Source organism: [Clostridium] scindens (assembly GCF_019597925.1).
GTDB lineage: Bacteria > Bacillota > Clostridia > Lachnospirales > Lachnospiraceae > Clostridium_AP.
Genome location: NZ_CP080442.1, coordinates 3,827,944 through 3,847,591, shown reverse-complemented (window position 1 = coordinate 3,847,591; position 19,648 = coordinate 3,827,944). Strand labels below are relative to the sequence as shown.

The 19,648-nt window shown below is 47.9% G+C and carries 14 protein-coding genes; 12 read left to right on the top strand and 2 right to left on the bottom strand.

Annotated features, from left to right (window positions below; translation table 11 throughout):
* Window positions 1-17: 17 nt before the first annotated feature.
* From K0036_RS18410 to K0036_RS18385, 6 genes are read left to right on the top strand one after another with little or no spacing between them, the layout of a single operon-like run.
* Window positions 18-821 carry an enoyl-CoA hydratase-related protein gene (locus K0036_RS18410; protein ID WP_330627170.1) on the top strand — a complete coding sequence of 268 codons (804 nt, stop codon included), beginning with the start codon at window positions 18-20 and terminating at the stop codon, window positions 819-821.
* A gap of 20 nt (window positions 822-841) precedes the next feature.
* On the top strand, window positions 842-2,062 hold the full coding sequence (locus K0036_RS18405; protein ID WP_220430369.1) for a CaiB/BaiF CoA transferase family protein: 1,221 nt from the start codon (window positions 842-844) through the stop codon (window positions 2,060-2,062).
* Window positions 2,063-2,091: 29 nt separating this feature from the next.
* Window positions 2,092-3,237 (top strand): acryloyl-CoA reductase, encoded by a 1,146-nt coding sequence (gene acrC, locus K0036_RS18400; RefSeq protein ID WP_220430368.1) that lies wholly within the window; start codon window positions 2,092-2,094, stop codon window positions 3,235-3,237.
* Window positions 3,238-3,247: 10 nt separating this feature from the next.
* On the top strand, window positions 3,248-4,039 hold the full coding sequence (locus tag K0036_RS18395) for an electron transfer flavoprotein subunit beta/FixA family protein (RefSeq protein WP_220430367.1): 792 nt from the start codon (window positions 3,248-3,250) through the stop codon (window positions 4,037-4,039).
* Window positions 4,040-4,050: 11 nt separating this feature from the next.
* Complete coding sequence (locus K0036_RS18390) at window positions 4,051-5,091, top strand: electron transfer flavoprotein subunit alpha/FixB family protein (RefSeq protein ID WP_220430366.1); 1,041 nt, start codon at window positions 4,051-4,053, stop codon at window positions 5,089-5,091.
* 43 nt (window positions 5,092-5,134) lie between these two features.
* Window positions 5,135-5,995: an NAD(P)-dependent oxidoreductase gene (locus K0036_RS18385; protein ID WP_025641129.1), complete on the top strand. Its 861-nt coding sequence runs from the start codon at window positions 5,135-5,137 to the stop codon at window positions 5,993-5,995.
* A gap of 66 nt (window positions 5,996-6,061) precedes the next feature.
* Here K0036_RS18385 and K0036_RS18380 read toward each other — a convergent pair whose 3' ends face one another.
* Window positions 6,062-6,721, bottom strand: a complete 660-nt coding sequence (locus tag K0036_RS18380) for a GntR family transcriptional regulator (protein ID WP_025641131.1) — start codon at window positions 6,719-6,721, stop codon at window positions 6,062-6,064.
* Window positions 6,722-6,925: 204 nt separating this feature from the next.
* On the opposite strand from K0036_RS18380, the gene K0036_RS18375 reads away from it, so the two are divergent.
* The 4 genes from K0036_RS18375 (at window position 6,926) to K0036_RS18360 (ending at window position 12,899) form a co-directional block, all read left to right on the top strand.
* The gene (locus K0036_RS18375; protein WP_220430365.1) at window positions 6,926-8,014 is read left to right on the top strand and encodes a PucR family transcriptional regulator; all 1,089 of its coding nucleotides are present in this window, start codon (window positions 6,926-6,928) and stop codon (window positions 8,012-8,014) included.
* A 13-nt stretch (window positions 8,015-8,027) separates the two neighbouring features.
* Entirely contained in the window at window positions 8,028-10,307 is a 2,280-nt protein-coding gene (locus tag K0036_RS18370) for a hydratase (RefSeq protein ID WP_220430364.1), read from the top strand.
* A gap of 156 nt (window positions 10,308-10,463) precedes the next feature.
* A complete protein-coding gene (locus K0036_RS18365; protein ID WP_025641135.1) occupies window positions 10,464-10,940 on the top strand; it encodes an RNA polymerase sigma factor in 477 nt (158 codons plus the stop codon).
* Window positions 10,941-10,958: 18 nt separating this feature from the next.
* Entirely contained in the window at window positions 10,959-12,899 is a 1,941-nt protein-coding gene (locus K0036_RS18360; RefSeq protein WP_220430363.1) for a beta-propeller domain-containing protein, read from the top strand.
* Window positions 12,900-12,916: 17 nt separating this feature from the next.
* On the opposite strand, the gene K0036_RS18355 is transcribed toward K0036_RS18360, so the two are convergent.
* The gene (locus K0036_RS18355) at window positions 12,917-13,495 is read right to left on the bottom strand and encodes a biotin transporter BioY (RefSeq protein ID WP_044954949.1); all 579 of its coding nucleotides are present in this window, start codon (window positions 13,493-13,495) and stop codon (window positions 12,917-12,919) included.
* A 1,177-nt stretch (window positions 13,496-14,672) separates the two neighbouring features.
* On the opposite strand from K0036_RS18355, the gene K0036_RS18350 reads away from it, so the two are divergent.
* Both K0036_RS18350 and K0036_RS18345 read left to right on the top strand, forming a co-directional pair.
* Window positions 14,673-16,427 carry an EAL domain-containing protein gene (locus tag K0036_RS18350; protein WP_220430362.1) on the top strand — a complete coding sequence of 585 codons (1,755 nt, stop codon included), beginning with the start codon at window positions 14,673-14,675 and terminating at the stop codon, window positions 16,425-16,427.
* Window positions 16,428-16,598: 171 nt separating this feature from the next.
* Window positions 16,599-19,640 (top strand): hypothetical protein, encoded by a 3,042-nt coding sequence (locus K0036_RS18345; protein WP_259283444.1) that lies wholly within the window; start codon window positions 16,599-16,601, stop codon window positions 19,638-19,640.
* Window positions 19,641-19,648 lie beyond the last annotated feature (8 nt).

The window sequence follows — 19,648 nt, the reverse complement described above, 5'->3', positions numbered from 1 at the left end:
GCTTGGGAGGGAATGCTATGGCAACAGTTTATGAGATCATGAATCAATTAAGCAACATACGGTGCGAGATGAGAGAGCAGATCGCGCTGCTTACATTGAATAGGCCCGAGGCGCTGAATGCGCTGAACAGTAAGACGCTGGAAGAACTGGATCTGATATTTGAGAGTCTGGAGAATACGGAGGATATTCTGGGCGTCATCATCACAGGCGAAGGCAGAGCCTTTGCGGCGGGGGCGGACATCGTACAGATGAAGGACTATAAATGTGAGGATGCCAGGAACTATGCAGGTTATGCACAGAAGGTCTTCAATCGGATCGAGGCGCTGGAAAAGCCAGTAATTGCTGCGGTGAACGGGTATGCTCTGGGCGGCGGATGCGAATTATCCCTTTCCTGTGATTTCCGTATAGCTTCCGAAAAAGCCGTATTTGGACAGCCAGAGGTAGACCTGGGGGTGATTCCGTGTTTTGGCGGAACCCAGAGGCTGACAAGACTGGTAGGAATAGGGCGTGCCAAGGAACTTATCTATACCGGACGAAAAGTAAAAGCCCAGGAAGCATATGAAATAGGCCTTGTAAATAAGGTTGTGCCAGGAGAACGGCTGGAAGAAGAAACGATGGATATCATGAGGCTGATCGCGGAGAAAGCGCCAATGGCAGTCCGGTATGCAAAGGTCGCGATCACGAAGGGCGCGGACATGGATCTGGGAAAGGGGCTGGAGCTGGAGAAGGATATCGCCGGCATAACGTTTGGAACAGATGATAAACAAGAAGGAATGGAAGCATTTCTGGAGAAAAGAAAGGCAAAGTTTCGCAACAGATAGTGGCAGGACGGAGGAGCATTATGCTGAATAAACCATTAGAGGGCGTAAAAGTTGTAGACTTGACATATTTTGTCGCAGGTCCCGGAACGGCAAAGATTCTGGCTGATTGGGGTGCCGATGTAATCAAGGTAGAGCCGGCATTTGGAGATCCGGGAAGGGGGACGGGGGCAGGCATGACCTGCCCCGCCGACAATGATTGCAACCCATTTTATACCACATATAATTCTAATAAAAGAGGCCTGTCCGTCAATTTAAAGTCAGCAGAAGGTAAAGAGATTATGGACCGTCTGCTGGGAAAATCGGATGTCTTGGTTACCAGTTATCGAACCGGAGCATTAAAACGGCTGGGTCTGGACTATGAGTCGCTGTGTGACAGACATCCCCATTTGATATGGGCACAGGTAAATGGATTTGGAGATTATGGCCCGGCCAAAGATAACCCGGGATTTGATACGGTAGCCTATTGGGCGCGCAGTGGTGCGATGATGGATATTGCAGAGAGGGATACAAATCCCATCAATCCGCCAATCGCATTCGGCGACAGCGTGACCAGCTGCAGTCTTGCGGGAGGAATCTGTGCGGCTTTATATCGGAAGCTTAGAACCGGAAAAGGAGATAAAGTAATGGTATCTCTTTTCGGGCAGGCCATCTGGAATGTAGGCGCCCTGGTAGCATCCACCCAATATGAGGATGAATATCCCAAATCCAGGAAAGAAGCCATATCCCCAGTAATCAATTCTTATCAGTGCAAAGACGGAAGATGGATATTTTTAAGCATACTGGAGCATGAGCGGTATTTCAGGATTCTTTGCGATCAGGTTCTTGACAGGGCGGACCTGGCGGAAGATGACAGATTATCTACCACGCTCGAAGCGAAGAAGAATGCCGCAGTTCTGATTCGAATTCTGGATCAGGAATTTAGGAAGCATACGCAGGATGAGATGGTGGAGAGACTGACAAAGGCGGATATTGCACATGAAAGGATACAGCATGTGAAAGATGTGCTGAGTGATCCACAGGCGATTGAAAATCAGTATATTATGGAGCGCAGCAATCGGGACGGCACCAAGACGATGTATGCGGCAACGCCGGTCAAGTTTGGAAGCGTCAAGGCAGGAAATGACTACGATGCGCCGCTTGTGGGACAAGATTCCGAGGAGATTCTGGCAGAATTGGGATATCCGCGGGAAGATATCCTGAGATGGATGGATGATGGCATTGTAACGGTAGTTAAGGCGTAGAACTGCCATATATCGGACAGGAGGAATGTATGGATTTTAATTTGACAGAAGGGCAGCGAATGCTGCAGAAGGTAGTAAGGGAATTCGTAGAGCGGGAGATTGAGCCGATTGCTGCAGAGATTGATAAGACGGGCGTATTTCCATCAGAGACGTTTCAGAAGATGACAGATCTGGGGCTTACGGGCATATCAATACCGGAAGAATATGGCGGATGCGGCGGTACGGACGTGGATAAGGTTATCGTGGTTTCTGAGATTGCCAGGAAATGCGCAGCCTCGGCGGCAATCTTGTCTATTCATTCTATTTTTCCCCAAGTGTTGCTGCATTTTGGATCCGAAGAACAAAAAAGGAAGTTCATTCCCCCGGCTGTGAGGGGTGGCTGCCTAGGAGCCTTTGCACTCACAGAGCCGGATGCCGGGTCTGATGCGGGAGCGGCAAAGACGACGGCCATGCTTGACGAAGAGACAGGAGAATATGTGCTAAATGGAACCAAGTGCTTTATATCGGGAGGCAGCCAGGCGGATGTGGTTCTGGTATTTGCCCTGACGGATCCGAAGAAGGGGCTGAAAGGAATGAGCTGTATCCTAGTAGAGAAAGGGACTCCCGGCTTTGGCGTAGGAAAAGTCGAAGAGAAAATGGGTATCCATGCCTCAGAGACGGCAGAACTTATCTTTGACAACTGTAGGGTACCGAAAGAGAATCTGGTAGGAAAAGAAGGAAAAGGATTTGGGATTGCCATGTCGGCGCTGGATGGCGCAAGAATCGGCGTGGGCGCCCAGGCCCTAGGATTGGCGGAGGAAGCCCTGGAACTGGCAGTCAAGTATGCAAAGGAAAGAGTCCAGTTTGGCAAGCCGATTGCAAAACTGCAAGGAATCCAGTGGTACATTGCGGATATGGCGACAAAGACGGAAGCAGCCAAATGGCTGGTCTATTATGCGGCATCCCTTAAGGATACGGGTAAGCCCTATACGAAGGAAGCGGCGATGGCAAAGCTGAACGCCTCTGAGAATGCCCGCTTTGTAACAAATCTTGCACTGCAGATTCATGGCGGCTATGGCTATATGCAGGATTATCCGCTGGAGCGGATGTACCGGGATGCCAAGATTACAGAAATATACGAGGGTACTTCCGAGATCCATAAGGTGGTTATATCCAGAGCAATGCTGGGCAAATAGGAGGGACATTATGAAGATAGCAGTATGCGTTAAGCAGGTACCGGATACCAACGAAGTTAAGATTAACCAGGAAACTGGCACGCTGATCCGGGAAGGAGTTCCGAGCATTATCAACCCGGATGATAAGAATGCCCTTGAAGCAGCCCTGGCACTAAAGGAAGAAGAGGAAGCCCGTGTAACCGTCCTTAGCATGGGGCCGCCGCAAGCGAAAGCCGCGCTAAAAGAGGCGCTGGCGATGGGAGCGGATGAGGCATGGCTGGTATCGGATCGGGCCTTTGGAGGATCCGACACATGGGCGACGGCGACGATCATGGCAGCAGCCATAGAAAAGACGGGGCCATACGATGCAATATTCTGCGGACGGCAGGCGATCGACGGGGATACAGCCCAAGTAGGGCCGGAAATCGCTGAATTTCTGGGAATTCCGCAGATTACATATGTAAAAGAAATAAAGATGGGCCCCGGGGGATTTGAAGTTATCAGGCATACAGAGACTGGCAGTTATCGGATGGCAGTCAAAGGGCCGGTTCTTTTTACGGCGATCAAGGAATTGAACCAGCCTAGGTATCCTAAGATTAGCAGTATATTCAAATATTATGATGGAGAGGATGTGATTGGCACGCTGGCGCTTGATGATTTGGATATAGATCACACCCAGATCGGGCTGAAAGGCTCTCCGACCAATGTATTCCGGTCATTTGTACCCATAAAGGAGAAGCATACAGAGATGATGGAAGGGCTAAACGGGAAAGAGAAGGCGGTTATGCTTGTAGATAAACTTTCAAGCCTGAAACTGATATAGGAGGAACGGATATGGCAAGAGCAAAAGTGAATCAAGACATTAATCTGGACGAATATCAGGATATCTGGGTGATTGGCGAGCAAAGAGAAGGAAAACTTCATCCGGTTACGCTTGAACTGATAGGAGAAGGAAGAAAACTGGCGGATGAGGCCGGGAAAAAATTGTATGTGGCGGTACCAGGATATGACATTGATGAAGAAATAGCAAAACTACTCCATTATCACGTAGATGGCATCTTTTATCTGAAGCATCCGCTGTTAAAGCATTTCTCCACGGAGGGATATGCGAAGGCTATCTCGGATGCGATTCTTCAGCAAAAGCCGGAGATCGTGCTTGTTGGGGCCACTAGTATTGGAAGGGATGTGGGACCCAGAATAGCGGCGCGAATCGGGACGGGACTGACTGCTGACTGCACCAGATTAGAAATTGACAAAGAGGATGGAAAGTTATTAATGACAAGACCGGCTTTTGGAGGCAACTTAATGGCAACCATCATATGTCCAAGGAATCGTCCGCAGATGTCTACCGTGCGGCCCGGCGTAATGGAAAAAGCAAAGAGCAGCCCGGAAGCATACGGAAAGATCCTGGAACTTACCCCCGAATTGGAAGCCAGTGATATCCGGGTAGAACTGCTGGAAATCATGAAAGAAAAGAAGAAGGCGGTGAACTTGACAGAGGCAGAAATTATCGTATCCGGCGGCCGGGGCGTAAAAAGTCCGGAAGGATTTGGGCTGATTCGGGCCTTGGCGGAGAAACTGGGTGGAGAAGTAGGATCCTCCAGGGCAGCCGTGGACGCAGGCTGGATTGATGCCAGCCATCAGGTCGGGCAGACAGGCACTACAGTTAGGCCCGGGCTCTACATTGCCTGCGGCATCTCTGGCGCGATCCAGCATCTGGCTGGCATGGAGGAATCAAAGTACATTGTTGCAATTAATAAGGATGCGGCCGCTCCTATCTTTAAAGTGTGTGATTTTGGAATTGTGGGAGATCTTAATGAAGTAATCCCGGCGATGATAGAAGCCATTGATACAAAAGAGGAAGTAGTTATCTAGATAGGATAGCAGAGAAGGCTTCAAGTTTGAGGAGGAAGGCAATATGGAGAAAATAGCATTTATTGGTGCGGGAATCATGGGTAAATGGATGATTCGCAATCTGATGCGAAATGGATATGAGATGACGGTATATGATGTAAGAAGCGAGGCGGTAGAAGATCTGGTGGAGGAAGGAGCCTTTTACAGGGGCAGCCTGGCAGATACCGTGAAGAAGCAGGATGCAGTTATCACGATGGTGACGACTCCGGCTGTTGTGGAGGCGCTATATCTGGGGAAAGGCGGAATCATAGAGAATGCGGATGAAGGAACGTATCTGGTTGATATGACCACTACGGAGCCAAGCCTTGAAAAAATCATCTTCCAAAAGGCGAAGGAACGGGGCCTTCATTTTATGGACGCGCCAGTAACCGGCGGAGATACGGGAGCCAGAGATGGAATTCTGTCGATTCTGGCAGGCGGCGAAGAAGAGGACTGCGAAGCGTGTCGCAAGGTGCTTTCCTGCATGGGCTCCAATATAAACTATCAGGGTCCGATTGGAAGTGGCCAGCATACAAAGATGGCAAACCAGATTCTGCTTGCGGGCATACTGGCCGGCATGGCCGAGTCGGTGGCGTACGCCAAAGCCCATGACCTGAATACGGATGCCTATTACAGGGCCGTATCTACAGGCGCGGCTGCCAGCAGGCAATTGGATATTAATGGTCCGAAGATGCTGGAGGGAGACTTTAGCGCCGGGTTCTTTATAAAGCATTTTGTAAAGGATATGCGCATTGCTGCTAAAGAAGCAGATGCGATCTCGCTCGACCTGCCGGTTCTTAAAGATATTCTACATGAATATGAGAGGCTGGCGGATGCGGGCCTTAACGAGGCTGGCATGCAGGCGCTTTTGAAATACTACGAATAGATGCCATATAAAATACAAAAGTCAGGGTATGCAGTGCGTGCATATCCTGGCTTTCCTTGCGGCGAGTTAATTATATTCTCCCATATAATAACGGTTAAAATGATATTTCTTAGAAGTAACAACATGCTTTCGCATCAATTCTTCTGCCAGCGCTTCATTACTATTCTGAATAGCTTCCAGCAGGACTCTGTGTTCCTCTATGGACTGGCTGGTGATCTCGCGATCCGCTTTTACTACGATGCAATTGCTTAACTCGATCAGGTTCTTGATGGTCGCCTCCATGCGACTGTTCTTGGAAGCGTGTATGATTAGGCGGTGAAATTCCATGTCATATTCCATGGCTTTTACGAGATCATTTTTATTATAACTATCGATGCACTGGTCGAGCAGGCTGGACAGATTCTTTAGTTCGGCTGCTGTAATTCTCATAGTGCAAAGACGGGCGCCCATTCCCTCCAAGGCCTCCCTCATCTCATATATCTGCAGGAAATCTTCCAGGCTTAACTGGGCAACGAAAAAGCCCTTGTCAGGATAAAAGGAAACGAATCCTTCGCTGGCAAGACGCTGCAAAGCTTCCCGGACCGGAGTTCTGCTAAAGCCGAAGCGCTCGCATAAAAAGGCTTCAGTCAGCGAGGTATCCGAAGTAAATTCATTGTTCATAATGGAATTCTTGATCTGTATGTAAGCTAATTCTTTTTTAGATGTCTTCGTATTGCTGATTGACATATTTTTCCATCTCCTATTTTTTCTTAAAGTATATCATAATAATGATAAGGAGACAATTGTGTTAAGCCGGAGAAAATTTTGTGCTATAATGTAGGAAAAGTACGGACATGCTGATGATTGGGGGACTTAAGGGCAAAATATTAGACATGATTTCTAACATATGGTAGAATAGAACATGCATTTAGCAGAACAGGAGGGTAACGATTGTTATCGAATCAGATATTGCATAAAACTGTACAGGATATAAAGCGTATTACAGGGCTTGAGTGCGGCGTCTGGGATATGGATGCCAAATGTCTTGTAATGACCAGCGAAAGGATGCTGGGGCTGGAAAAAGAGGTGGCCTCTTTCTGCCGGAAGGCGCTTAAAGAGCCAGAACAGGCGGAGGACGCCGCCGCCGGGCTGTTCCTTGTATGCGACGAAGACGAGCCGGCCTATATACTGGCGCTGATGGGGCAGGATCCCCAGATGTCCATAGCGGGAAAGATGGGAGCCAGCCAGCTTGCCAACCTTCTGTATGCATATAAGGAGAGAATGGATAAGAACCGTTTTATCCAGAACCTTATTCTGGATAATATGCTGCTGGTAGATGTATATAACCAGGCGAAGAAGATGAAGATTCCGACAGAACTTAAACGGACGGTATTTCTGATCGAGGCCAAGAATGAGGGCGAGAGCCTGATTCTGGAGACGCTTAAGGGGCTATATGCCACTGGCACTAAGGATTTTGTGACAGCCGTTGACGAGAGGCATGTAATCCTGGTAAAGGCCCTTGAGAATACGGATGGCTATGGACAGTTGAACCAGATAGCGAAAGTGCTTGTGGATACGCTGAATATGGAAGCCATGGTAAGCGTCCGGGTATCTTACGGAACCATCGTGGATGAGTTAAAAGAGGTATCCAGATCCTACAAAGAGGCAGATATGGCGCTTGAGGTGGGAAGAGTGTTCTATGTGGATAAAAACATTCTGGCATACAATGAACTGGGAATCGGGCGGCTGATCCATCAGCTCCCGGCGTCCCTGTGCGAGATGTTTTTAAAAGAGGTGTTTGACGGGGATGTGGCCGGCCAGTTCGAGGAGGAAGAACTGACGACGGTATATACATTCTTTGACAATAACCTGAATATATCCGAGACTGCGAGGCAGTTGTACGTGCACCGCAATACGCTGGTGTACAGGCTGGAGAAGATCCAGAAGAAGACAGGACTGGATGTCCGCGTGTTTGAGGATGCGCTGACATTCAAGATTGCCATGATGGTAGCAGATCACATGAAGTATATGAATGATTAGGAGGAGACAAGATATGGTGAAACTGTTTGACAAAGGAGTCTATCTGTTAAATGGAACAGAGATCGCTAAAAGCGCCGAAGAGGCAAAGGCAAAGACCGGGCAGGAAGTATCCCAGGAAGAGGCAGCCAGAAATACGATGGCATACAGGATCCTTGAAGCCCACAATACGTCAGGGAACATGGAGAGGCTTCAGATTAAATTTGATAAGCTGACTTCCCATGACATTACGTTTGTAGGAATCATCCAGACAGCAAGGGCGTCTGGCCTTGAGAAGTTCCCCATTCCTTATGTCTTGACAAACTGCCACAATTCTCTGTGCGCGGTCGGCGGCACGATCAATGAAGATGACCATATGTTTGGCCTTACCTGTGCCAAGAAGTATGGCGGCGTATATGTGCCGCCTCATCAGGCAGTCATTCACCAATATGCCCGCGAGATGCTTTCAGGCGGCGGAAAGATGATACTTGGCTCCGACAGCCATACCCGCTATGGCGCATTGGGCACCATGGCTATGGGAGAGGGAGGGCCGGAACTGGTAAAGCAGCTCCTGAATAAGACCTATGATATCAAGATGCCGGGCGTGGTGGGAATCTACCTTGATGGCGAGCCGTCAGTAGGCGTAGGCCCGCAGGACGTGGCGCTTGCGATCATCGGGGCGACTTTTGGAAATGGCTATGTGAACAATAAGGTTATGGAGTTCGTAGGACCGGGAGTCTCCAAATTAAGCGCCGACTTCCGTATCGGCATAGATGTTATGACAACGGAGACCACCTGTCTGTCTTCGATCTGGCGGACGGACGAGAAGATTAAGGAATTCTATGACATCCACGGAAGAGTGGAAGAGTATCGGGAACTGAATCCGGGAGCCATTACATATTATGATGACATGGTATACGTGAACTTAAGCGAGATCAAGCCAATGATCGCGATGCCATTCCACCCGTCCAACGTCTACACCATCGATGAGGTAAACGCCAACCTTAAGGATATGCTTCATGACGTGGAGCAAAAAGCGCTGGTAAGCCTGGATAAAGCGGTAGACTATACGCTTCAGGATAAGATCGTGGATGGCAAATTGTATGTAGAGCAGGGAATCATCGCAGGCTGCGCAGGCGGTGGATTTGAGAATATCTGTGCGGCGGCGGATATCATCAAGGGACGCTACATCGGCGCGGATGAGTTCACATTCAGCGTATATCCGGCAAGCACCCCGATTTATATGGAACTGGTGAAGAACGGAGCAGTTGCAACCTTGATGGAGGCAGGAACCATTGTTAAGACGGCATTCTGCGGACCGTGTTTTGGCGCCGGGGATACGCCTGCCAATAATGCGTTCTCCATCCGCCACTCGACAAGAAACTTCCCGAACAGAGAAGGCTCTAAGCTCCAGAGCGGACAGATTGCTTCCGTGGCTCTTATGGATGCCCGCTCTATTGCGGCGACGGCTGCAAACAAGGGATTCCTTACCCCTGCTACAGCAATGGATGTGGAGTACGTGGGGCGGAAATATCATTTTGATAAGAACATCTATGCGAACCGTGTCTTTGACAGCAAGGGTGAGGCAGACCCGACCGTGGAGATCAAGTTCGGGCCGAATATCAAGGACTGGCCGCAGATGCCTGCGCTGCCGGAGAATTTGGTGCTGAAGGTTGTCTCAGAGATTCATGACCCGGTAACCACGACGGATGAACTGATCCCGTCAGGCGAGACGTCTTCCTATCGTTCCAATCCGCTGGGACTGGCCGAATTTGCACTATCCAGGAAAGACCCGGCGTATGTGGGACGAGCCAAAGAAGTGCAGAAAGCGCAGAAAGCGATTGAGGCAGGACAGTGCCCGCTGGAAGTGCTGGACGAATTAAAGCCAGTTATGGACAAGATACGCAAGGCCTATCCGGAGGCGGGCGAAGGCAACCTGGGAGTAGGAAGCACTATATTCGCAGTGAAGCCTGGAGACGGCTCCGCCAGGGAGCAGGCGGCGTCCTGCCAGAAAGTGCTGGGAGGATGGGCGAATATTGCCAATGAGTACGCTACCAAGAGATACCGCTCGAATCTGATCAACTGGGGCATGCTTCCATTTGTTACCAAAGAGGAACATGAGAGCCTCAGCTTCAAGAATGGAGACTATCTGTTCGTGCCGGATATCAGAAAGGCAGTGGAAGAGAAGGCGGCGGATATTAAGGCTTACGTGGTAGGGGAAGACCTGAAGGAAATCCATCTGCAGCTGGGCGATATGACGGATGCGGAAAGGGAGATTATCCTGAAGGGCTGCCTGATCAATTACTACAGAGACTAATCTATTTCATAGAGACAGGATAAAAAAGATAATTGGGGACGCGGTAGAATAAAATTACTGCGTCCCCAATTGCAACAGTTAGGCTGTTTATCGACTCTAATATATAACAGGAACCTGACCAGAACTATAAGTCATATCTGACAGGGAGGATAAGATATGAGATGTAATGCAGAGACATTTGCGCAGATGTATGAGGCGGTCTATCTGGATTTGTATCGGTTTGCGGTGTGCATGATGAGAGACCGGCAGGAGGCGGAGGATGCTGTCAGCGAAGCTGTGGTAGCCGCTTACGAGAATATCGGGAAGCTTCGGAGCAGGGACGCCTTTAAGAACTGGATATTCACAATCCTGGCTAATATCTGCAGGAAAAAATTAAAAAAAGCGTCCAGGAAGATGGAACAGTCCGGGGAGGCATTTACACTGTTTGCTTCCGAAGAGCCGGACTACAGCGAGATGATCGATGTCAGAAAGGCATTCTTTGTCTTGTCGGACGAAGAGCAGGAGATTGTGGGCCTGTCGGTATTCGCGGGCTATAACAGCCAGGAGATCGCACAGATGCTTCGCATGAACCCGAACACGGTGCGTTCCAAGCGAAGCCGTGCATTGCAGAAGATGGGGTGTATCTTGAAATGAGTCGAAGGAGGCGGTCGTATGGATAGAAAAGAGCAGGAGATCATGGATAGAATCAAGGACCGGGCAGAAGAGATTAAGGCTCCGGACAGTTTGAGCCCGGATCATGTTAAGGAGATGCTGGAAGGCAAGAAGCAGAAAAAGCGGCTGCGTCCATACCAGGTGACAGCGCTGGCGGCAGCTTGTCTGGCTGTCGTGATTGCGGGAGCCGTATGGGGAAGTCGGGATGGGGCTTCTGATAAAAGCAAGCCACCAGGCTCCGGAAGCAATCAAATCAGCGACAGCAGGCAGATTGCCAGCGCGGATAGTTATGATGAGATCTACGAGTATATTGAGAGATACCAGAAGGAGGTGGGGACGAAGGAATTCGTCACATCGGACTCAGAGGCCAAGACGATGGAAAGCGCGGCACAAGACAGCGCGGCAGGAAATGCGTCCGCATCGCCGAATGCCGGAGCCAGGGCATCAGATGCGGGCGCAGCCCATGGAGAAAGCGCCGGATACTCTCAGACCAATGTGAGACAGAAAGGCGTTGACGAAGGCGATGTGGTTAAGACGGATGGAAAATATCTGTATGTGCTGAAAGACAGCAGGCAGGAAGTGTCGATCGTAAAAGCAGATGGCAAGGATATGGAAGAGATCGGCTCTATTAAGGCTGACGACGCATCCCAGATCCAGGAGATTTATCTGCAGCCAGATTCCGGAAAACTGGTATTGGTCTGCAGCAGATTCGATGCTTTAGAAGATGAGGACTATCCTTCCGGCAGAGGCTTTTATAATACGCAATCTGTGGAAGCCATCACCTATGATGTCCGGGACGCTTCAGAGACCCGGGAGGAGGGGAGGGTGACCCAGAGCGGGAACTATAGTTCTTCAAGAATGGCGGATGGATGCTTGTACTTGTTCAGCGAATTCTATACGGGCCAGGAACTGAGAAAGAGCGAGCCCGGGACATTCGTCCCCCAGGTGAATGGAAAGGTTATAGCGAATGACGACATCTATCTGCCTCCGGTGCCGCAGGCAAACATGTATGAAGTGATTACATCCGTTGATCTTAACCATCCGGGGGAGACAAAGGATAGCAAGGCGATCTTCTCCAAGGGAGGCCAGGCATATGTCAGCAACGAGAATATCTATTTCTACGAGACACAGTGGGGATATCCGAAGGGAGATACTACGACGGTCCGTAAAGTAGCCTACAAAAACGGAGAACTAAAGGCGATCGCCCAGGGCAAGTTTGACGGCTACCTGAAGGATTCCTTCTGTATCGATGAATACGAAGGAAATCTGCGCGTGGTCACGACAAAAGGCGATGATAACAGCGTCTATGTGCTGGATAAGAACCTGGAAGTCATAGGCTCCATTGAAGGCCTGGCAGAAGATGAGCAGGTATATTCCGCCAGATTCATGGGCGATACGGGATATTTCGTGACATTCAGACAGATGGATCCGCTCTTTAGCGTGGACTTGTCTGATCCGAAGAAGCCTAAGATTCTGGGGGCGCTGAAGATTCCGGGCTTTTCAGAGTATCTCCATTTCTACGGCGAAGACAGGCTGCTTGGGATTGGAATGAACGTGGATGAAAAGGCCCAGTCAACGGATGGAGTCAAATTGACGATGTTCGACATTTCCGATAAAGCGGATGTAAAAGAGGCAGACACCTACGTGCTGAAAAATGTATATAGCACGGATGTGTCGTACGATTATAAGGCGGCGCTGGTTGACCAGGAACGCAATCTGATCGGATTTGCCGGATACACGCAGGGAGGCCAGCACTATTATCTGTTTTCTTACGACGACAGCAGCGGCTTTGCCTGTAATATGGATGAGGAGATTAACGGAAATGGAGCGCAGGGCGCCAGAGGCGTGTACATTAAGGAGGTACTGTATGTGGTGCAGGGCAATATCATAGAGGCATATAGCCTGGAGGATTATAAGAAGATCGGAGATATTATTCTCTAAGAAGAAAGGCTGCCCCCTTAAAAATTTAAGGGGCGCAGCCTTTTCTTTAGCATGGGGCCGGCGATTACGGCCAATATAATCTTCAGCGTATCTCCGGCCAGATAGGGAAGTACGCCGATAGAGAGTGCAGAGATGAATGTGAGATCCATCTGGATGGCAAGCCAGGCAGTCCCAAACGCATAGGCCACGGCAGTCCCCAGTGCCATGCCGATGACTGCGGGAAGGCGCTTCCCGGAAAAGATATCCACGGCCAGGCCAGCGATCACAGTCATGAAGATAAAGCCCGCCAGGTATCCGCCGGTGGGACCGGCGATCTTTCCTAATCCGCCGGAAAAGCCGGAAAATACAGGAAGCCCGGCCAGGCCAAGAAGGAGATAGATGATGAAGCTGATGCTGGCATCCTTCCAGCCCAGGATGTATACGCTTATCAGCAATACCAGATTGGTAAGGCTGATTGGTACAGGGCTTACGGGGATTGGTATGGATAATGGGGCAAGGATGCAGGTAATGGCGGTCATCATTGCGATCAGTACCAGCCTGCGTGGAGAAGATTTGCCAGCTGCGTTTGTAGTGTTTGTAGTATTAATGCTGTTCATAATATCATGCCGTACAGAAGATAGTACGGGCTCCTTTCTAAAAGATGAGGCAGGATATGCGCGCAATTATCCTGCAGTGCTATAGATGAAGTATAAAAGAAAGATGCTGATATGTCAACTGTTAAATGCATGTGGTTAACAATTGAAGGCAAGATTACTGTATAAATTTAATAAATATTTTTGAAAAAACAGATAATTTATAAAATAATTTCGAGTTATAAATTAAAATAATAAAAACTTAAAAATAGTGTTGACAAATACGGGGCGCGGTGATATTATAAAGTCAATCCAAAGGAGATCCAAAAAGTTCCTGACGAGAAAGGGAATTGGAAAGATGTCGCATATGTTATCAATAATATATGGAGATGTTTTTAAAAGGATTTCAGGAATTATATTTCATATGTTGGTGAGATATAATAGCATTTGGAAATAATAGATTAAAGGAGGCTTAATCCATTGGACAATTTAACAGAATCAATATTTCAATATGTTAGTGGTATGGCAAATAAAAGTTCCCGTAGAATAAGCCTTAACCATAGAGGATATTAACCGGTAGATAATTGAATGAAAGTGAAGTCGGAGAAGATAAACCGGAAAGAATATAAGATTCATATTTGCAGACATATTGAAGATAATACCACATAATAGTTCAAAGATATTAGAAGATGTGTGAAGAAACATTACCTAATATATCAGATTTATATAACTATATAAGCCAGGGTTATAGAAGGAATAACTTAATACGATTATAGACAAATGATAAGGGCACTGGCTATAATTGAAACGGTTATAGATATTAATAACCATTACAGGCTGGATTATATAGCAACCAGAGGGATATAAATAATGATATCAAAGGTTAATATAGCAGTTATTATTATAAATATTTATAGTAGATACTGAGATATAATGATCTAAGACTTTGAGTTATAAATCGATTAAAAGGAGAAAGGCATAAGGGAACGATAGAATCACAGCAGACCCTCCGATTAGAATAAAAGAATATGATAAAATTAAATAAGAAATAGCCATTATAATCATGAAAGATTGTGATGGCTATTTTTTTATAATATATGATGTTTCCATTGAAAATGCAATGGATTTCGGACATAATGGAGATAAGCAGCCAGCATGACTTAAGGATAGCCATGGGGGTGCGGCGTCAGGAGGTATACGCATGAATCACGAAGGGGAAGAGTTAGAAAATAGGGCAGCAAGACTGGCTGATCTGTATTTTAGAAAGCACGATTACCATCAGATGGCGGAATACCTGGCAGATGATGTTACCTGGATTGGCATCAGCAAGGAGAGAATATGCCTGACAAAAGATGAGGTTCTTAAAGTCATGGAAATGGAGATGAAAGTGACTGACGGGATATATGAGATATTGCAGGAATGGCACTATGGAATGGGAGTTTCAGAACGAGTAGGGGTAACGCTTGCGATCTTGAAGGTCAGGACCCCAAAGAAAGAATTGTACATGACCGAAATAGATACACGGATATCCATTGTATGGAGAAGGCAGGATGGGGACTGGAAGGCCGTACATATTCATCAATCAACTCCGGATGACAGGCTGGCAGGGCTTGCTGCATTTAACGCTGAGGTGGCTAGAAATACATATAATAAGATTAGTGACGTAATTAAGAAGGAAGCCCGGACTGATTCCATGACAAGAATTAATAATATGGAAGGCTTTGTGGAGCAGGCGCAACATATATTTAAAAGTTATCCAGACCAGAAATTTGCCGTGATAAAATTCGGCATCAGGGATTTTCGGTTTATCAACCGGACCTACGGCTTTTCTACCGGGGACCGGCTATTAAAAACGATAGCAAGAAATCTGGAAGAGGCGTGCGGCAGAAGGGAAGCATGTGGACGTATAGAGAAAGACACCTTTTCAATTCTGCTGGTTTACGAGGGAGAGAACAGCATGCGCCGCAGGATGGAGGAGATCCGCAGGGAACTGACGAAAGACGGATGGATTAAGGAGATTGGATTAGAGGTGTGGCTGAATGCGGGTATCTACATACCGGCAGATACCAGGGCGGAAACGGTCAAGGGGATGCTTGATAAGGCGCTGATGGCAATGCAGAGCATTCGAAAATATGTGAAGGAGGACCGTTATGCATATTATAGCGATTGGATGCTGCAGCAGCATTATAACAACAGCCAGATCCTGGAATGGGCTTCATCAGCCATAGAGAAGAAGGAATTTAAACTTTATATTCAGCCGCAGTTTGATATGAAGACGGAAAATATTGTGGGGGGAGAGGCTTTGTGCCGCTGGCAGCTATCTAATGGCTTGGTGATTATGCCTAATGAATTCGTACCCCTTTTTGAGGATTATAACCTGATATATAGATTTGACCTGTATATGCTGGAACTTGTGTGCAGTTATATGAATAAATGGATGAAAGAAGGAAAACAGTTAAAGCCGGTCAGCGTAAACCAGTCCAGGGCAGATATAGAGCAGGACAGTTTCTTTGAAGACTTCTGCAGTATTGTGGACCGATATGAGATACCCCATGAGTATCTCACCTTTGAACTGACGGAATCGGCATTTATCGAGGAAGGAAACCGGATCATGAAACTGGCGCGGGAACTGCACAGGAAAGGGTTCAAGCTTGCGATTGATGATTTTGGAACAGGGTATGCATCTTTGAATATGTTGAGCGTCGTGTCGGGGGATATCCTAAAGATAGATAAAAGTCTTCTGGAATCGGATAACCGGCGGACGAGGGTTATTTTTGAAAAAGTGATAGAGATGGCCCATAGTATGGATATGAAGGTCGTGTGCGAGGGCGTTGAGACGCAGGAGCAGCGCAAGCTCCTTTGCATGCTGAACTGTGATATAGGCCAGGGATTCCTTGCGGGCAAGGCAATGAAGGCAGAAGACTACGGAAAACGCTATATAAAAAGGCGGTTATAAAATTGTAACTTTTGTAATATAGTTTTAACAATTTTGTTCGTATATTTTGACAATAGTCAGGCCTTATGCTAAACTTATATAAGTAAAAATGTAAGATAACATCAGTTTTTGAATAAATAATTTGAGGTGAGCGATTTGGATAAATATGAATATAGGGTAAAGACAGAGCAGATGCTCGAGCACATGGAGCAAAAGCAGTATAAAAAGGCTATGGAGATAGCAGATACCATAGATTGGCGCAGGGTAAAAAATGCATCCATGCTGAATACGGTCAGCGAGATATATGAGTACAATGGAGAATTTCAGAAGAGCAGGGATATTTTATTCGTTGCATTTGACCGTTCCCCCGGGAGCAGAAAGATCGTATACCGGCTGGGAACGCTGGCATTGAAGATTGATGATATAGAGGAAGCGTCAGACTGTTATGAGGAGTTTGTAAAACTGGCACCGAAAGATCCGAACCAGTTTATATTAAAGTATAAGATATTGAAGACGCAGGGCGCGCCGCTTACAGAGCAGATCACAGCGCTGGAAGACTTTAAGAAAGCCGAGTATGTCGAAAAGTGGGCGTATGAACTGGCGAGACTGTATCATGAGGCGGGCATGACTGCAGAGTGTCTGGAAGAATGCGACGACCTGATCCTTTGGTTCAGTGAAGGCAAGTATGTCTATCAGGCAATGGAGCTTAAGATGAAGTATAAGCCGCTGACACCGCTTCAGCAGGAGAAGTATGATAATCGTCCGGGAGCGCCAAAGAGGGCGGCTGCCGTTAAGAGCCAGGCAGCAGGACGCGCTGCAAAAACGGTTGCGGCAGCCTCAGCAGCTGCAACAGCCAGGGCTGTGGCAGAAAAAGCCAAAGCCGATGAAGAGGAAGCAGAAGAAGAGACAAAAGAGGCCGGCGGCGAGATGCCGCTGGATGAAGCGGAACTGGAGGCTGTATCAGAAGCGGTTAGCCAGGCGCTGCCGGATGAAGCGGAAGAAGATGCAGAGGAGTCTGAGGAAACTGGCGAAGCTGATGTAGAGGAGATTGCTGAAGAAGGCTTTGTAGAAGAGCAGCCAAAGAAACACTCCGCTATTACCAAGATCGTGAAAGGGGCTACGCTTGAAGAGGCCCTGGCGAATGGGGTAGCTGTAGCAAGCGGCATTAATATAGAAGAAAAAGCCATGAAAGAAAAGGAAGAAGAACTTCGAATCACCGGGCAGATGCGAATCGAAGAGATTCTTCAGGAGTGGGAAGCAAAGCAGAAAGCGAATGCAGAAGCAATAGAGAAGCAGAAGCAGAAAGACGATGAGAGAATCCGAAAGGAGCGCGAGGCAGCCAGAAAGCGTAAGGAAGCAGAGCGCCGAGAAGTGGAAAGAAAGGCGGCGGAAGCAGAAGCGGCACGTAAGGCGGCGGAAGAAGAGGCGGCCAGAAAAGCGGCGGAGGAAGCAGCACGCAAGGCGGCGGAAGAAGAAGCAGCCAGAAAGGCGGCTGAGGAAGAGGCCGCGCGCCAGGCAGCGGAGGAGGCAGCAAAGGAAGAAGCGCTGCTTAATTCAGTCGTAGAGGCAAAGACGCAGAAAATTCCTGATGATATTGTAAGGCTGGTAGAAGAGATGGAGAACGGGCTTCTGGAAGAAGAGGAAGCCGATTACCAGGAACCGGAGCATCCTGACAAGGGTCTGGCAATTAATGTAGAACTCTTTGACGAACTGGCAGCAGTCGGGGAAGAGGCGGAAGATACAGCTGAGGAAGAGATCGTCGAAGAAGTGCCGGCTGAGGAGGATTTCGAGGAAGAGACCTTCGAGGAAGAGGCTCTTGAGGCTGAGGAAATTGCTGAGGCAGAAGAAATTCCGGTTGAAGAAGAGGCTCCTGAAAGCGAGTACGAAGAAGAGTTCGAGACGGCTGAATTTGAAGAGCCAGAAGCCTATGTAGAGTCAGATTTTGATGAAGAGATCGGAGATTTAAGTGACGAAGACTTTGACAATGGAGAAGCGCTTGATGACCAGGATATCATCGGCAATATTGGAGAAGACTTCGACGAAGACTTTGACTTGGATTTTGATGATGACGAGGAGGAGTTTGCAGAGGAATTAGAGGACGAAGACTTTGACGGCGACTTTGAAGAGGACTTTGAGGAAGAAGACTTCGAGGAAGAGGACTTCGAGGAAGAAGACTTCGAGGAAGAGGACTTCGAGGAAGAAGACTTCGAGGAAGAGGATTTTGAGGAAGAGGACTTCGAAGACGATAGTTTTGAGGAGGCTGATTTCGATGATGAAGATTTCTTCGATGACGATGACGACGAAGAGGATGACGAAAAGCCGGCGCAAGAAGATTTAGAGATAGAGGAGCCTTCTGAGGAGGAGATTCAGGATAGAATTAAGAAGTCAAAGGGAGGCGGAGTTCCATTTGATACAGGGTTCGTGGTAACGGGCCGCTATGACCTTAGCGCTACGAGCGAGATTGGACTGAAAGCGGGGCTTACGGAAGAGCAGAAAAAATTGTTCTCCTATTTCGTTCCGGTCAGGGGTATGAGCGAGCAGATTGTAGAGGTTCTGGATAATGACCGCAGAGCCCAGAGGGAAGGTACTTCAAAGACAGGCAACCTAATGGTTATCGGCCGTAAAGGGTCCGGAAAGACGGTGCTTGCGGTTGATATTGTCAAGGCAATCCAGAAGCAGAGGAATCTAAAGCAAGGAAAAGTAGCCATCGTTACAGGCGAATCTTTAAATAAGAAGGAACTCACCAATATTATCCAGAAACTGCGAGGCGGCGCGATTATCATCGAGAAGGCCGGGAAACTGAACTCCAGAACCATTAAGGAATTGAACTACCTGATGGAGAAGAAGACCGGCGAGCTGCTCTTTGTGCTGGAGGATCAGAGAAAGCCGTTAGAGCGTATCCTGACTGCAAATCCGGATTTCAAGAAGAAGTTTACATCCAAACTGGAACTTCCGGTATTCATCAATGATGAACTGGTAACTTTTGGCCAGACATACGCGAAAGAAAATGGCTATAAACTGGATGAAATGGGAATTCTCGCATTGTATAGCCGTATTGATGTAATGCAGAGAGAAGACCATGCGGTGACGGTTGCGGAAGTGAAAGAGATTATGGACGAGGCCATCGCGCACTCCCAGAAAGCCAATGTTAAGCACCTGGCAAGAAGGGTATTTGGCAAGAGTACGGATGATTCTGACAGGATAATACTGAAGGAAGAGGACTTTAAAATCTAAATAAATGA

Excerpts from the sequence above, each read along its gene's own strand:
- K0036_RS18410 (WP_330627170.1), top strand. The coding sequence starts at position 18 with ATGGCAACAGTTTATGAGATCATGAATCAATTAAGCAACATACGGTGC.
- K0036_RS18405 (WP_220430369.1), top strand. The coding sequence starts at position 842 with ATGCTGAATAAACCATTAGAGGGCGTAAAAGTTGTAGACTTGACATAT.
- acrC (WP_220430368.1), top strand. The coding sequence starts at position 2,092 with ATGGATTTTAATTTGACAGAAGGGCAGCGAATGCTGCAGAAGGTAGTA.
- K0036_RS18395 (WP_220430367.1), top strand. The coding sequence starts at position 3,248 with ATGAAGATAGCAGTATGCGTTAAGCAGGTACCGGATACCAACGAAGTT.
- K0036_RS18390 (WP_220430366.1), top strand. The coding sequence starts at position 4,051 with ATGGCAAGAGCAAAAGTGAATCAAGACATTAATCTGGACGAATATCAG.
- K0036_RS18385 (WP_025641129.1), top strand. The coding sequence starts at position 5,135 with ATGGAGAAAATAGCATTTATTGGTGCGGGAATCATGGGTAAATGGATG.
- K0036_RS18380 (WP_025641131.1), bottom strand. The coding sequence starts at position 6,721 with ATGTCAATCAGCAATACGAAGACATCTAAAAAAGAATTAGCTTACATA.
- K0036_RS18370 (WP_220430364.1), top strand. The coding sequence starts at position 8,028 with ATGGTGAAACTGTTTGACAAAGGAGTCTATCTGTTAAATGGAACAGAG.
- K0036_RS18365 (WP_025641135.1), top strand. The coding sequence starts at position 10,464 with ATGAGATGTAATGCAGAGACATTTGCGCAGATGTATGAGGCGGTCTAT.
- K0036_RS18360 (WP_220430363.1), top strand. The coding sequence starts at position 10,959 with ATGGATAGAAAAGAGCAGGAGATCATGGATAGAATCAAGGACCGGGCA.
- K0036_RS18355 (WP_044954949.1), bottom strand. The coding sequence starts at position 13,495 with ATGAACAGCATTAATACTACAAACACTACAAACGCAGCTGGCAAATCT.
- K0036_RS18350 (WP_220430362.1), top strand. The coding sequence starts at position 14,673 with ATGAATCACGAAGGGGAAGAGTTAGAAAATAGGGCAGCAAGACTGGCT.
- K0036_RS18345 (WP_259283444.1), top strand. The coding sequence starts at position 16,599 with ATGCTCGAGCACATGGAGCAAAAGCAGTATAAAAAGGCTATGGAGATA.